This is a genomic window from Xylanimonas sp. McL0601 (assembly GCF_049852175.1).
GTDB lineage: Bacteria > Actinomycetota > Actinomycetes > Actinomycetales > Cellulomonadaceae > Xylanimonas.
Map to the genome: position 1 here is coordinate 2548779 of NZ_CP187527.1, position 14198 is coordinate 2562976.

The following is a 14198-nucleotide window of genomic DNA, read 5'->3' on the forward strand; positions in this document are numbered from 1 at the left end:
TGTGACCGGCGTTACGTTGCGAGCAGGCGGTCCTCGACGAGGAGGACCAGCGGAGACGCGAGGCGAGGCAACCATGCCAGGCATCACGGATTCGACGACGCGCGACGACCTGTCACAGTCAGGCGACGCGCGCGAGAACGTGACCATCACCGGTCCGGGGGACGCGGGCACGGTGCGGCTCCTGGACGCCGAGGGCGTCCGGCACCCGTGGCCGGAGCACGACCGATGGCTGCGGGACGTCGACGACGGCGAGGCGGCGGCGGCGGGGCTGCTGCGCCTCTACGAGGACATGGTCGTGGTGCGCCGCATCGACGCCGAGGCCACGGCCCTGCAGCGACAGGGCCAGCTCGCGCTGTGGCCACCCCTGCTGGGGCAGGAGGCCGCCCAGGTCGGCTCGGCGCGTGCGCTGCGCCCGGACGACTTCGTGTTCACGACCTACCGCGAGCATGCGGTCGCCTACGTCCGCGGCGTGAGCCCGCTGGAGCTGCTGCGGGCGTGGCGCGGCGTCGTCGGCGCCGGCTGGGACCCTTACGCCGTCAACATGGCCACGCCGCAGATCATCGTGGGCGGGCACGCGCTGCACGCCGTCGGGTACGCGCTGGGCATCCTCGCCGACGCCGAGCGGGTCAGCCCCGACGGGACGGGCGACGACGGCACGGCCGCCGCCGTCGCGTACTTCGGCGACGGCGCGATGAGCCAGGGTGCCGTCAACGAGGCGTTCGTCTTCGCCGGCACGTGGTCGGCGCCCGTGGTTTTCCTGTGCCAGAACAACCAGTGGGCGATCTCCGAGCCGGTCTCGTTGCAGTCGCACGTGCCGCTCGTCGACCGCGCCCGCGGGTTCGGCCTCCCCGGGGTGCGGGTCGACGGCAACGACGTCCTGGCGATGCTGTCCGTGACCCGCGCCGCGCTGCACCGCGCCCGCACGGGCGGCGGGCCGACGCTGATCGAGGCCGTGACCTACCGCCGTGGCCCGCACACGACGGCGGACGACCCCACGCGGTACCGCGACGCGGCCGAGGTCGCGGCGTGGGAGCACCGTGACCCGCTCGCGCGGTTCGCCGTCTACCTGCGCGGGCTCGGGGTGCTGACCGCCGACGCCGAGGCGCGCGTGCAGGACGCCGCCGACCGCCTCGCCGCCGACCTGCGGGCAGCCGTCGCCGCGATCGAGGACCCGCCGCCGCTGACGATCTTCGACCACGTGTACACCGACTCGCACCCCGGCGTGGCCGCGGAGCGGGAGGCGTACGCGCAGTACCTCGCAGGGTTCGCCGACGACGCCGCGGGAGGCGAGCGATGACCACGCTCACGCTCGCGAAGGCCCTCGGCGCCGGGCTCCGGCGCTCCCTCGCCGACGACCCGTCCGTCATGCTGCTCGGGGAGGACATCGGCCGGCTGGGCGGTGTCTTCCGCGTGACCGACGGGCTGCAGGCCGAGTTCGGCCCCCGGCGCGTGATCGACACCCCGCTCGCGGAGGCCGGCATCGTCGGCACCGCCGTCGGCCTCGCCTTCCGCGGCTACCGGCCCGTGGTCGAGATCCAGTTCGACGGCTTCGTCTACGTCGCGTTCGACCAGATCGTCAGCCAGGTCGCGCGGATGTATGCGCGCACCGCGGGCGCGGTGCGGCTGCCGATCACGATCCGCATCCCGGTGGGCGGAGGCACCGGCGCCGCGGAGCACCACTCGGAGTCGCCCGAGGCGTACTTCGTGCACACTCCCGGCCTGCGCGTCGTCACCGTGGCGACCCCGCAGGACGGGTACACCGTGCTGCAGCAGGCGATCGCGAGCGACGACCCCGTCATCTTCTTCGAGCCCAAGCGGCGGTACTACGCCAAGGGCGAGGTGGACACCGAGGCCGCGCTCGCCGACGCGCCGCCCATGGGGGCCGCGCGCATCGTGGTGCCCGGCAAGGACGTCACCGTCGTCACCTACGGCGGCCTCGTCGCCACCGCCGTGGACGCCGCAGCCGCGGCCGCCGACGAGGGCGTGTCCCTCGAGGTGATCGACCTGCGGTCGCTCTCCCCCGTCGACCATGACACCGTCGCGGCGTCGGTGCGGCGCACCGGCCGGGTCGTGGTCGCGCACGAGGGGGCGCATGAGGCCGGGGTCGGCGCGGAGGTCGCGGCGACGATCACCGAGCGCTGCTTCGAGTACCTCGAGGCGCCGCCCGTGCGCGTCACGGGGCACGACATCCCCTACCCGCCGCCCAAGCTCGAGATGCACCACGTGCCGGACCTCGACCGCATCCTCGACGGCGTCGACCGCGTGCTGGGCCGCGTGCCCGCCGCCACCGCGGCGGTGGCCCCATGACGGTGCAGCGCGAGTTCCGCCTCCCGGACCTGGGCGAGGGCCTCACCGAGTCCGACGTCGTCGCCTGGTACGTGGCCGCGGGCGACACCGTCGAGCTCAACCAGGTGATCGCCGAGGTCGAGACGGCGAAGGCGCTCGTCGACATCCCGTCGCCGTATGCGGGCGTGGTCACCGCGCTCCACGCCGAGCCTGGGCAGACCGTCGGTGTGGGCGAGCCGCTCGTGACGTTCGAGGTGGCCGACGACGTCGCCCGTGACGGGGCGGGGGACGCGGAGCCCGCAGCCGAGGCTTCGGAGGCCGAGAGCGCGCAAGCGGAGAGCGCGCAAGCCGAGACCGCGCAGGTCGAGACCCCGCAGGCCGCGACGCCGACGCTGGTCGGCTATGGCGCAGGTCCGGAGCGCGGCGGGCACCCGACGCGCCGGCCCCGCCGGTACTACGCCACGCGGCCGTCGCCGCCTTCCGAGGCACCCGCACCGGCACCGGCACCGGCACCGGCACCAGCACCAGCACCGGGCACGCTCCTGCCGGCCGAGGTCACCCCGCTCGCGGCGGTGCCCCCTGCCGAGCGAGCCCGCTCCACGCCCGGCGTCCGGGCGTTCGCGCGCCGGCTCGGGGTCGACCTGGCGGGCGTGCCCGGCTCGGGCCCGGACGGCCGCGTGACACGACAGGACGTCGAGACCGCGGCCGCGGCCCCGACCCCAGGCGCCGGCGAGACGCACACACCGGTCCGCGGCGTGCGCAAGCACACCGCCGCCGCGATGGTGGCGAGCGCGTTCACGGCACCGCAGGCATCCGTGCAGCTCACGGTCGACGCGACACCGAGCATGGAGCTGCTCGAGCGGCTCCGGTCCCACCCGCTCGCGCGGGGGGAACGGGTCACCGTGCTGGCCCTCGTCGCGCGGGCCGTGTGCGCGCTGCTGCCCGCGCACCCCGCGCTCACCGGCCACTGGGCCGACCTGCCCGACGGCGACGCCGAGATCGTCCGGCCCGCGCACGTGAACCTGGGGATCGCGGTGGCCACCGACCGCGGCCTCGTCGTGCCGAACGTCCCCGCCGCCGACACGATGGGGCTGCCCGAGCTCGCCGCGGCGCTCGGGGAGCTCACGCGGACGGCGCGCGACGGGCGCACCGCGCCTGAACGGCTCTCGGGCGGCACGTTCACCATCACCAACGTCGGCGTCTTCGGCGTCGACTCGGGCACCCCGATCCTCAACCGCGGCGAGCCCGGCATCCTCGGCCTCGGCGCCGTGCGCCGCCTCCCCTGGGAGCACGACGGCGAGATCGCGCTGCGGCAGGTGGTGACGCTGAGCCTGACGTTCGACCACCGCGTCGTGGACGGCGAGCAGGCCGCGCGCTTCCTGGCGGACCTGGGCGCGGTCCTCGCCGACCCGGCCCTGGCCCTGCTGCTGGGCGCGCCCGCCACCAGCAGCTCGTCGAGCTCTCGGCAGCCCGAGCTGCCGCAGTCGCGACAAGCTGCATCACCGACGACGTCGGATGGTGCCGCGTGAGCCTGCTGGCCACCGCCGTCGACCCGCTCTCGGACGCCGCCCGCGCGACCGAGGCGGCGCAGCGCGTGCTGGCCGAGCAGCTCCGCGAGCGCACCGCGGCCGCCGCGGCCGGCGGGCCGGAGCGCGCGCGGGCCACGCACGTGGCGCGCGGCAAGCTGCTGCCCCGCGCGCGGGTCGACCGCCTGCTCGACGCGGGCAGCCCGTTCCTCGAGATCGCACCGCTGGCCGCGTTCGGCATCGACGACGGCGCCTGGCCCGGCGCGGGGGTGGTCGCGGGCATCGGGCTGGTCGAGGGCCGGCAGGTCATGGTCGTGTGCAACGACGCGACGGTGAAGGGCGGCACCTACCACCCGCTCACGGTCAAGAAGCACCTGCGGGCGCAGGAGATCGCGCTCGAGAACCGGCTGCCGTGCGTGTACCTGGTCGACTCGGGCGGCGCGTTCCTGCCCCTGCAGGACCAGGTGTTCCCCGACCGGGACCACTTCGGGCGGATCTTCTTCAACCAGGCCCGCCTCTCGGCGGCGCGGGTCCCGCAGATCGCGGCAGTCCTGGGCTCGTGCACCGCGGGCGGCGCATACGTGCCCGCGATGAGCGACGAGACCGTGATCGTGCGGGACCAGGGCACGATCTTCCTCGGCGGCCCGCCGCTCGTGCAGGCGGCGATCGGCGAGGTCGTCACCGCGGAGGAGCTGGGCGGCGGCGAGCTGCACGCCCGCCGGTCCGGCGTCGTCGACCACCTCGCCGACGACGACGAGCACGCGCTGGACCTGGTGCGCGGCATCGTCGCGACGCTGCCGCGGGACCCCGCGCCGGCATGGGACGTCGCCGAGGTGGTCGAGCCGGCCGTCGACCCGGACGGCCTCTACGCCGCCGTGCCCACCGACGTGCAGCAGCCGTACGACCCCCGCGAGGTGATCGCCAGGCTCGTCGACGGCAGCGAGCTGCACGAGTTCAAGCGGGAGTACGGCACCACGCTCGTCACGGGGTTCGCGCGGATCTGCGGGCACCCCGTCGGTGTGCTGGCCAACGAGGGCGTGCTGTTCGGGACGTCGGCGCTCAAGGGCGCTCACTTCGTCGAGCTGTGCGACCAGCGCGGCATCCCGCTGCTGTTCCTGCAGAACATCTCGGGGTTCATGGTGGGCACCGACGCCGAGGCGGGCGGCATCGCGAAGGACGGCGCGAAGATGGTCACCGCCGTCGCGACGACGCGCGTGCCGAAGCTCTCCGTGATCGTCGGCGGGTCGTTCGGCGCGGGCAACTACGCCATGTGCGGGCGCGCGTACTCCCCGCGCTTCCTGTGGTCCTGGCCCGGCAGCCGCATCTCGGTCATGGGCGGCGCGCAGGCGTCGTCGGTGCTCGCGACCGTGAAGAAGGACCAGCTCGCCCGCAGCGGCGAGGCGTGGGACCCGGACGACGAGGCCACGTTCCGCGCCGAGGTCCGCGACCGCTACGACCAGCAGGGCGACCCGTACCACGCGACGGCCCGCCTCTGGGACGACGGCATCATCGACCCCGCCGACACCCGGCGCGTGCTGGGCCTCGCGCTCGCGGTGTGCGCGCGCACCCCGCTCAGCGCAGAGTCGGCGTACGGGCTCTTCCGGATGTGAGCGCGGTGGACCTCTCTACGGTGCTGGTGGCCAACCGGGGCGAGATCGCCTGCCGGGTGATCGCCACGCTGCGCCGCCTGGGCCTCCGCTCGGTCGCCGTGCACACCGCGGCCGACGCCGACGCGCGCCACGTGCGCGAGGCCGACGTCGCCGTGCGCCTCAGCCGGGCGCCCACCGGTGCCTCGCCCCGCGCCGCCTACCTCGACGTCGACGCCGTCGTCGGTGCGGCGGCCGCCGCCGGAGCCGACGCGGTGCACCCCGGCTACGGCTTCCTCTCCGAGAGCCCGGCGCTGGCGCGGGCGTGCGAGCGCGCGGGCCTGACGTTCGTCGGGCCGCCGGTCGCGGCTCTCGAGCTCATGGCCGACAAGCTCGCGGCCAAGCGGCTCGTCGGCGCCCGCGGGGTGCCCGTGCTGCCCGGGACGCTCGACGGCGAAGCCCTGGCCGCGGGGACGCCGGCGGACAAGCTGCTCGCGACCGCGCGCGACGTCGGCCTCCCGCTGCTGGTCAAGCCGGCGGCGGGCGGCGGCGGCAAGGGCATGGTCGTGGTCCGCACCCTGGACGAGCTGCCCGCGGCGCTCGACTCCGCGCGGCGGGTCGCGGCGGCGTCGTTCGGGGACGACACGCTGCTGCTCGAGCGCCTCGTGGATCGCCCGCGGCACGTCGAGGTCCAGGTGATCGCCGACGTGCACGGCGGCGTGGTGCACCTCGGCGAGCGCGAGTGCACGCTGCAGCGCCGCTACCAGAAGGTGGTCGAGGAGGCGCCGTCGCCCGCGATCGGCGACGCCACGCGCGCCCGGCTCGGCGAGGCGGCGTGCGAGGTCGCGCGGTCCGTCGGGTACGTCGGCGCCGGGACCGTGGAGTTCCTGGTGCCCGCGGACGACCCGGCGTCGTTCTGGTTCATCGAGATGAACACCCGCCTGCAGGTGGAGCACCCGGTGACCGAGCTGGTCACGGGGCTGGACCTGGTCGAGCTGCAGCTGCGCGCCGCGGGCGGCGAGCCGCTGGGGTTCGGCCAGAGCGACGTGCGCACCACGGGCCACGCGGTCGAGGCGCGCCTGTACGCCGAGGCCCCCGCGCGCGGGTTCCTGCCCGCGACGGGCGCCGTGCTGGTCTACGACGACGCCGGCGTGCCCGCCGGCCCGGGCGCCGCCCCCCTGAGGCTGGACAGCGGGATCGCCGAGGGCACGGCGGTGACCGGCGACTTCGACCCGCTGCTCGCGAAGGCGGTCGCCCACGGGGCGGACCGCGCCCAGGCGCTGGACCGGCTCGACACGCTGCTCGCGTCGGTCGTCGTGCTGGGCGTCGAGACCAACCAGAGCTTCCTGCGCGACCTGCTCGCCGACGAGGACGTGCGCGCCGGACGCCTGGACACCGGCCTGATCGACCGCATGGTGGGCGACCTGTCAGGTCCAGGGCGCGACCGAGCCCGCCCAGGTCCTGACAACCCGGCGGCGCTCCTCGTCGCGGCGGCGCTGGCGACGCTCGACGGCGACCGCCCGGGGATGGTCGACCGCCCCGGGACGGTCCCGGGCACGGTGAGCGCGGCCGGCCCTTGGGCCGCGCGGGACGGCTGGCGCCTCAACGGCGTGCCCGCCCCGCGGCGGGTCGTTCTGCTCGACGACGCCGGGGCGGAGCACGCGGTGCTGGTGACCGGCTCGCCGGCCGACGCCATGGTGACGCTCGACGCCGAGCCCCCGGTCGCGGCGTCCTGGCGCCCCGCCGGCCGGCCGCACGCGTGGCTCCTGACCCTGGGCGGCGTCACCCGGACGTTCCACGCGGCCCACGCCCCCGCGGAGAGCGGGAGGTCGGCCCGGGCTCCGCGCTCCGACGAGGCCGACGTCATGCCCGCAGCGGTGTGGGTGGGAGCCGACGGGCGGTCGTCGCGGTTCGGCGTGCTCGACCGAGCCCAGCAGGCCGCCCGGCGGCGCACGCCCCGCGCCCCCGACTCCCCCGACGGCGAGGCGCCCGGCGAGGTGCGCGCCGCGATGCCGGGCACCGTCACCGCGGTCCCTGTCGCGGACGGCGACGCCGTCGAGCCGGGCGCGACCGTCGTCGTCGTCGAGGCGATGAAGATGGAGCACGCGCTCGCCGCGCCTCGCGGCGGCACCGTGCGCCTGCGTGTGCGGCCCGGGGACCTGGTCCGGCTCGACCAGGTCGTGGCCGTCGTCGAGAACGCCACCCAGGACGGCGCGGCAGACCCCGCCGCACCCGTCACGCACTCCGCCACCCGAGGAGCGTCATGATCACCGAGACCCACGGCCTCACGGACGAGCAGCGCAAGCTCTCCGACACCGTCCGCGACTTCGCCGACCACGTCGTCGCGCCCGCCGCCTACCGGTACGACACCGAGCGGCGGCTGCCGCTCGAGATCGTCCGGCAGATGGGCGAGCTCGGGCTGTTCGGCCTGCCCTTCCCGGTCGAGGTCGGCGGTCAGGGCAAGGACTACGTGTCGCTGTGCCTGGCGGTCGAGGCGCTCGCGCGTGCCGACCAGTCCATCGCCGTGACGCTCGAGGCGGGGGTCGGGCTCGGCATCATGCCGATCTACCGGCACGGCACCGACGCGCAGCGCGACCGCTGGCTCCCCGACCTGGTGACCGGCCGCGCCCTCGGGGCGTTCGGCCTCACGGAGGCCGAGGCGGGCTCCGACGCCGGAGCCACCCGCACCACGGCACGCCTCGAGCACGGCCCCGACGGCGACGAGTGGGTCATCGACGGCAGCAAGCAGTTCATCACCAACTCGGGCACGCCGATCACGAGCGTCATCACGATCACGGCCGTCACCGGCCAGGTCCCGGGGCGAGACGGCCGCACGGCCCCCGAGCTCTCGACGATCCTCGTGCCGGCGGGCACGCCCGGCCTCGTCGTCGGCCCGTCGTACGACAAGGTCGGCTGGCACACCTCGGACACGCACCCGCTCACCCTCACCGGCGTGCGGGTGCCGGCGTCGAACCTGGTCGGCGCGCGCGGGCGGGGCTACGCGAACTTCCTGCGCGTGCTCGACGAGGGCCGCATCGCGTTCGCCGCGCTCGCGACCGGGGCGGCGCAGGGCTGCCTCGAGGAGGCGCTGCGGTACGCAGGCTCGCGCACGGTGTTCGGCGGAAGCATCGCCTCCCACCAGCACGTGGCGTTCATGCTCGCGCGCATGCAGGCGCGCGTGCACTCGTCCCGCCTGTGCTGGTTCGACGCCGCGCAGAAGCTGGTGCACGGGCGCCCGTTCAAGGCCGAGGCGTCCGTCGCCAAGCTCGTGGGCGGCGAGGCCGCGATGGCTAACGCGCGCGACGCCGCGCAGATCTTCGGCGGGTACGGGTTCCTCAACGAGAATCCGGTCGCGCGCCACTATCGCGACTCCAAGGTGCTCGAGGTGGGCGAGGGCACCACCGAGGTGCAGCTGATGGTCATCGCGCGCGACCTGGGGCTGACCGCATGAGCGAGCACGCGGGCGGACCCCGGGAGGTGGTGCAGCGCGGGCTCTTCTACGAGGAGCTCGAGGAGGCGGTGCGCTACGTGCACCGCCCCGGACGCACGCTGACCGAGGCCGACGACGTGCTCTTCTCGACGCTCACGATGAACCCGCAGGGGCTGCACCTGGACGCGGCGTGGGCCGCGACGCAGCCCTTCGGGAAGCCGCTGACGAACTCGATGCTCACCCTGGCCACGCTGGTGGGCCTGTCGGTGGCGCACCTGACCCGGGACACGACCGTGGCGAACCTCGGGTTCGAGGAGGTCGCGTTCCCCCACCCGGTCTTCCACGGCGACACCCTCTACGGCGAGACGACGGTCCGGGCCAAGCGGCTCTCGCGGTCGCGTCCGGGCGAGGGCGTGGTGACCTTCGAGCACGTCGGCCGCAACCAGGACGGCGACGTCGTCGCGCGGGCCGTGCGGACGGCGCTGGTCCGCACACGGGAGGGCGCGCCATGAACCCCGTGCCGTTCACCCTCGGGCCGGCGCTGCTGTTCTGCCCCGCCGACCGTCCGGACCGGTTCGCCAAGGCGCTCGAGCGTGCCGACGCCGTCGTGCTCGACCTCGAGGACGGCGTCGCCCCCGACCGCAAGGAGGCCGCGCGGCAGGCCGTGGTCGACCACCCCGTGGACCCAGCGCGCGCCGTGGTGCGCGTCAACGGGGCCGGCACCCGCGACCACGGCGCCGACCTCGCGGCACTTGCCCGCACCGGCTACCGCACAGTCCTGCTGCCCAAGGCCGACGGCCGGTTCGTCGGCCCGCTCGTGCGGCCCGACGGCGCCCCGTACGCCGTCGTCGCGCTGTGCGAGACCGCGGCGGGCGTGCTCGCCGCGCCCGCCCTCGCGGCGCGGCCCGACGTCGTCGCGCTCGCCTGGGGCGCCGACGACCTGGTGGCGTCGCTCGGCGGGACGTCGAGCCGGCGTGCCGACGGCCGGTACCGGGACGTCGCGCGGCACGCGCGCTCGGCCGTGCTGCTCGCCGCGGGGGCCGCGGGGAAGGCGGCGATCGACGCCGTGCACCTGGACATCGGGGACCTCGACGGGCTGCGGGAGGAGGCGCTGGACGCGGCCGCCGTCGGCTTCGCCGCGAGCCTGTGCATCCACCCGTCGCAGGTTCCGGTGATCCGCGGGGCGTACGCGCCGTCGCCCGACGACGTCGCCGGAGCGCGCGAGGTCCTGGCAGCGGCCGCACGTGCGCCGTCGTCGGGGGTGTTCGCCCTGGACGGCCGCATGGTCGACGGGCCGGTGCTCAAGCAGGCGCGCGCCGTCCTGCGGCATGCGGGCATCGACGCGGGGATCGACGACGCGGGGATCGACGACGAGGAGGGCTCAGGACGATGACCACGATGCATCCCACGGCCGGCCACGCGCTGGACGGCCTGCTGCACGACGGCATGACGATCGCGGTCGGCGGGTTCGGGCTGAGCGGCAACCCGAGCGACCTCATCGAGGCGGTGCGCGACTCCGGCGTCCGCGACCTGACCGTGGTGTCCAACAACATGGGCGTCGACGGCAAGGGTCTCGGGATCCTGCTGGAGAACGACCAGGTACGGCACGTGCTCGCCTCGTACGTAGGCGAGAACAAGCTGTTCGCGCAGCGGTTCCTCGACGGCGACCTCGACGTGGAGTTCGTGCCGCAGGGCACGCTCGCGGAGCGGCTGCGCGCCGGCGGCGCGGGCATCCCCGCGTTCTTCACCGCGACGGGCGTCGGCACGCCGCTCGCCGAGGGCAAGCCGGTCCAGGAGCTCGACGGCCGCCGGTACGTGCTCGAGCGCGCGATCGTCGCCGACCTCGCCCTGGTGCACGCGTTCCGCGCCGACCGGTACGGGAACCTCGCCTACCGGCTCACCGCGCGGAACTTCAACCCGCTCGTCGCCGCAGCGGGGCGGGTGACCGTGGCCGAGGCGGAGCACGTGCTCGACGAGCCGCTCGACCCCGACGTCGTCGTGACGCCCGGGATCTACGTCGACCACCTCGTCCCGGCGCGCGAGCGCGTCAAGGAGATCGAGCAGCGGACCACCCGCCCCGCCCGGGTGGTCGAGACCACCGAGACCACCGAGACCAGCGGCGTGGTCTCGACAGGCTCGACCACCGTGAGCGGCGGAGGTGCCCGATGACCTGGACGCGCGACGAGATGGCCACGATCGCCGCGGGCGAGCTCCACGACGGCGACTACGTCAACCTCGGCATCGGCATCCCCACGCTCGTGGCCAACCACCTGCCACCCGGCGTGCACATCACGCTGCAGTCCGAGAACGGGCTGCTCGGCATCGGCCCCTTCCCGTACGAGGGCGAGGAGGACGCCGACCTCATCAACGCCGGCAAGCAGACCGTGACGACGCTGCCGGGCGCGAGCATCTTCGACTCCGCCGAGTCGTTCGCCATGATCCGCGGCGGCCACGTGAGCATCGCGATCCTCGGCGCGCTCGAGGTCTCCGAGACGGGCGACCTCGCCAACTGGACCGTGCCCGGCAAGCTCGTCAAGGGTCCCGGCGGGGCGATGGACCTGGTCGTGGGGTCGCCGCGCATCGTCGTGCTCATGGACCACGTGTCCCGCGACGGCTCCCCCAAGATCCGCCGCCGCTGCACCCTCCCCCTGACGGGCGAGGGCGTGGTGAACCGCGTCGTCACCGACCGCGCGGTGCTCGACGTCGAGCCCTCCGGGGTGGTGCTGCGCCGCCTCGCCCCGGGCGTCACCGTCGACGACGTGCGCGCGGCCACCGAACCCGAGCTCGTCGTGGACCTCGAGGAGGCATCATGACCGTCATCGTGGGGTACCGCCGCACCCCGTTCGTCAAGGCCAACGGGGTGTTCGCCACCGTGCCGGCCACCGCGCTCGGCGCGCATGCGCTTGCCGCGGCGCTCGCGGCGTCGGGCATCGCGCCCGGCGAGGTCGACTTCGTGCTCGGCGGGCAGGTGCTGCAGGGTGGCGCCGGCCAGAACCCGGCGCGGCAGGCGGCGGTCGGCGCGGGCGTCCCGTTCACGACGCCGGCGCTCACGCTCAACGTCGTGTGCCTGTCGGGCGAGGAGGCGGTGGTGCAGGCGCACCGGCTGATCTCGACGGGCGAGGCCCAGGTGGTCGCCGCCGTCGGCATGGAGTCGATGACGCTCGCGCCGCACGTGTGGGTGGGATCGCGTGCCGGGCAGAGGTTCGGGCCGGTCGAGCTCATGGACACGATGCAGCACGACGGCCTCACCGACGCGTTCGAGCACGACTCCATGGGCCTGAGCACCGAGCGCTACGGCGACGGCTACGGCCGCGCCGCGTGGGCGACCCGCGAGGCGCAGGACGCGTTCGCGGCCTCGTCGCACGAGCGCGCCGCGGCCGCCGCGCCGTTCCTCAAGGAGGAGATCGCCCCGGTCGAGGTGCCGGGCCGCCGCGGGAGCGTCACGGTCGACGCCGACGACGGCATCCGCCCCGAGACCACCCTCGAAGGGCTCGCACGCCTGCGGCCCTCGTTCCGGCCGGACGGCACGATCACCGCCGGCAACGCGTCGCAGATCTCCGACGGTGCCGCGGCGCTCGTGCTCGTGTCCGACGAGGTCGCCGCCGCACGGGGTCTGACGGGCACGCGCATCCTCGGGCACGGGCTCGTCGCCGGGCCCGACGTCGGGCTGCACCTGCAGCCTGCGCATGCGATCTCGTGTGCGTGCGCCCGCGCAGGCCTCGACGGCCACGAGTTCGCGGCCGTCGAGATCAACGAGGCGTTCGCTTCGGTGGTGCTGGCGTCGGTGGACCACCTGGGGTTCGACCCCGCCGTGGTCAACGCGAACGGCGGGGCGATCGCGCTCGGGCACCCCATCGGGGCGTCGGGCGCGCGGATCGTCGGTCATCTGGCGCGGCGGCTCGCGGAGCTCGGGCCGGGCGCCATCGGGGTGGCGTCGGCGTGCGGCGGCGGCGGGCAGGGGTCCGCAGTGGTGCTGCAGGCCTGACCCGCCGCCGCGCGCTCAGACCTCCTGCGCCTCGCCGTCACGCCCGTTGCGCGGGCCGTTGTGCGGACCCCGCGGGCCGCCGTGGTGGTGCGGACCGCGCTCGTGCGGGCCCCACGGCCCGCGCGGGCCCGGGCCGCCGAACCACGGGCCGAACCCGGGGAACCCTCCGCGGCCGAAGCCGCGCGGCCCGGAGCCGAACCCGCCGCGGGACCGCCAGGCCTCGAACTCCTCGCCGCGCTCGCCGGCCTCCTCGGAGCACTCCCGCTCGGCCTGCTCGAGGATGCGGGCGAGGAAGCCCGAGAGCTGCCCCACCTCGTCGTCCTCGAGCGCGTCCAGCAGGTCGTCCGACGGGCTCGGGTTGTGCTCCGCGGCCTGCTCGGCCGCCTTGCCGGCCTCGGTGAGCCGCACGACGACGACGCGCCGGTCGTCCGCCGACGGCTCCCGCTCGACCAGCCCCTGCTTCTCGAGCTTCGCCAGCAGCTCGGCGAGCGACTGGCGCGACATCCCCATGAGGAAGGTCAGCTCCCTCTGGGTGATCTCGGGCTGCAGCTTCAGGATGGCAAGCACGCGGCCCTGGCCCTGGCTCGGGTCCTGCCACGGTGCGCCGCGCCACGGGCGCATCGCCCGGCGCAGCTGGTGCATCTGCAGCATGCCGACCATCGCCAGCCGCCGGGCGGCCTGCTGTCGCGGGTCGGTCTCGTCGTTCGTGTTCTCGTCGTGGGTGATGTTCTCGTTCATGGTCGTGTTCCTCTGGGTGCGTCTCTCTACCATCTGTCAGGTACCTGACATCGAGAATGCGCCCACTCGGAAGAATCTGTCAAGTACCTGACCATCAGGTACCTGACGATGCAGGTCAGGGCCGCGTCGTGACGGGGTGGACCACGCCCGCGCCGCTGTCCACGAGCGCCGCCCGCGCCAGCACCCCGGCGAGCGGCAGCACCTCGTAGGCCGCCTCCACCGCGGTGGCGAGCTGGCTGAGCCGCACCCGGGGCGCGATGCTGACGTGCGGCAGCCACGCGCCTGGCACGTAGTGCCGGTGCAGCGCCTCGGGCGTGGCGCCGAGCGCCGCCACGAGCCGCTCCTGCCGAGCCGCCAGCTCGGCCGTCGGCGCCGGGACCAGGCACAGCCGACCCCGGCGGAAGGCCGCGACGGCGTCGAACCGCACCGGCGTCGGGCCGGCGTCGGGCAGCGCCTCGACGCGGGCACGCACGTCGTCCAGGTCCCAGGTGCGCAGGACGGCGAGGGACAGGTGCGGCACGTGGCGGCCGTGGGTGTGCTGCGCGAGCGACGGCACGCCGGCGTCGTCGAGCCGCCGCCAGAGCGCGCGCACCGCGCGCTCCCCCGGTCCGTCGAACAGCAGACACACGGAGAGCGCCAAGCGCGGG

At 75.2% G+C, this 14198-nt stretch carries 13 protein-coding genes; 11 read left to right on the forward strand and 2 right to left on the reverse strand.

Annotated features, from left to right (window positions below; translation table 11 throughout):
* The first annotated feature begins 73 nt into the window (after window positions 1-73).
* The 11 genes from ACO4JP_RS11730 to ACO4JP_RS11780 are packed head-to-tail and all read left to right on the forward strand — an operon-like array spanning window position 74 to window position 12813.
* Window positions 74-1297: a thiamine pyrophosphate-dependent enzyme gene (locus ACO4JP_RS11730; protein WP_425953875.1), complete on the forward strand. Its 1224-nt coding sequence runs from the start codon at window positions 74-76 to the stop codon at window positions 1295-1297.
* A complete protein-coding gene (locus ACO4JP_RS11735; protein ID WP_425953876.1) occupies window positions 1294-2307 on the forward strand; it encodes an alpha-ketoacid dehydrogenase subunit beta in 1014 nt (337 codons plus the stop codon). Before ACO4JP_RS11730 ends, ACO4JP_RS11735 begins: the two co-directional genes overlap by 4 nt.
* The gene (locus tag ACO4JP_RS11740) at window positions 2304-3815 is read left to right on the forward strand and encodes a dihydrolipoamide acetyltransferase family protein (RefSeq protein WP_425953877.1); all 1512 of its coding nucleotides are present in this window, start codon (window positions 2304-2306) and stop codon (window positions 3813-3815) included. The genes ACO4JP_RS11735 and ACO4JP_RS11740 overlap by 4 nt, the downstream gene beginning before the upstream one ends.
* A complete protein-coding gene (locus ACO4JP_RS11745; RefSeq protein ID WP_425953879.1) occupies window positions 3812-5422 on the forward strand; it encodes a carboxyl transferase domain-containing protein in 1611 nt (536 codons plus the stop codon). The genes ACO4JP_RS11740 and ACO4JP_RS11745 overlap by 4 nt, the downstream gene beginning before the upstream one ends.
* Entirely contained in the window at window positions 5419-7665 is a 2247-nt protein-coding gene (locus ACO4JP_RS11750; protein WP_425953880.1) for an acetyl/propionyl/methylcrotonyl-CoA carboxylase subunit alpha, read from the forward strand. The genes ACO4JP_RS11745 and ACO4JP_RS11750 overlap by 4 nt, the downstream gene beginning before the upstream one ends.
* The gene (locus ACO4JP_RS11755; RefSeq protein ID WP_425953881.1) at window positions 7662-8849 is read left to right on the forward strand and encodes an acyl-CoA dehydrogenase family protein; all 1188 of its coding nucleotides are present in this window, start codon (window positions 7662-7664) and stop codon (window positions 8847-8849) included. The genes ACO4JP_RS11750 and ACO4JP_RS11755 overlap by 4 nt, the downstream gene beginning before the upstream one ends.
* The gene (locus ACO4JP_RS11760; protein WP_425953883.1) at window positions 8846-9340 is read left to right on the forward strand and encodes a MaoC family dehydratase; all 495 of its coding nucleotides are present in this window, start codon (window positions 8846-8848) and stop codon (window positions 9338-9340) included. Before ACO4JP_RS11755 ends, ACO4JP_RS11760 begins: the two co-directional genes overlap by 4 nt.
* Window positions 9337-10221, forward strand: a complete 885-nt coding sequence (locus tag ACO4JP_RS11765; RefSeq protein WP_425953885.1) for an HpcH/HpaI aldolase/citrate lyase family protein — start codon at window positions 9337-9339, stop codon at window positions 10219-10221. Before ACO4JP_RS11760 ends, ACO4JP_RS11765 begins: the two co-directional genes overlap by 4 nt.
* Window positions 10218-10997 (forward strand): CoA transferase subunit A, encoded by a 780-nt coding sequence (locus ACO4JP_RS11770; RefSeq protein WP_425953887.1) that lies wholly within the window; start codon window positions 10218-10220, stop codon window positions 10995-10997. Before ACO4JP_RS11765 ends, ACO4JP_RS11770 begins: the two co-directional genes overlap by 4 nt.
* Window positions 10994-11641 (forward strand): CoA transferase subunit B, encoded by a 648-nt coding sequence (locus tag ACO4JP_RS11775; protein WP_425953888.1) that lies wholly within the window; start codon window positions 10994-10996, stop codon window positions 11639-11641. The genes ACO4JP_RS11770 and ACO4JP_RS11775 overlap by 4 nt, the downstream gene beginning before the upstream one ends.
* Entirely contained in the window at window positions 11638-12813 is a 1176-nt protein-coding gene (locus ACO4JP_RS11780) for an acetyl-CoA C-acyltransferase (RefSeq protein ID WP_425953890.1), read from the forward strand. The genes ACO4JP_RS11775 and ACO4JP_RS11780 overlap by 4 nt, the downstream gene beginning before the upstream one ends.
* A 15-nt stretch (window positions 12814-12828) precedes the next feature.
* Here ACO4JP_RS11780 and ACO4JP_RS11785 read toward each other — a convergent pair whose 3' ends face one another.
* A complete protein-coding gene (locus tag ACO4JP_RS11785; protein WP_425953892.1) occupies window positions 12829-13551 on the reverse strand; it encodes a MarR family winged helix-turn-helix transcriptional regulator in 723 nt (240 codons plus the stop codon).
* Window positions 13552-13666: 115 nt separating this feature from the next.
* Window positions 13667-14179 (reverse strand): 2'-5' RNA ligase family protein, encoded by a 513-nt coding sequence (locus ACO4JP_RS11790; RefSeq protein ID WP_425953894.1) that lies wholly within the window; start codon window positions 14177-14179, stop codon window positions 13667-13669.
* Window positions 14180-14198: the final 19 nt, after the last annotated feature.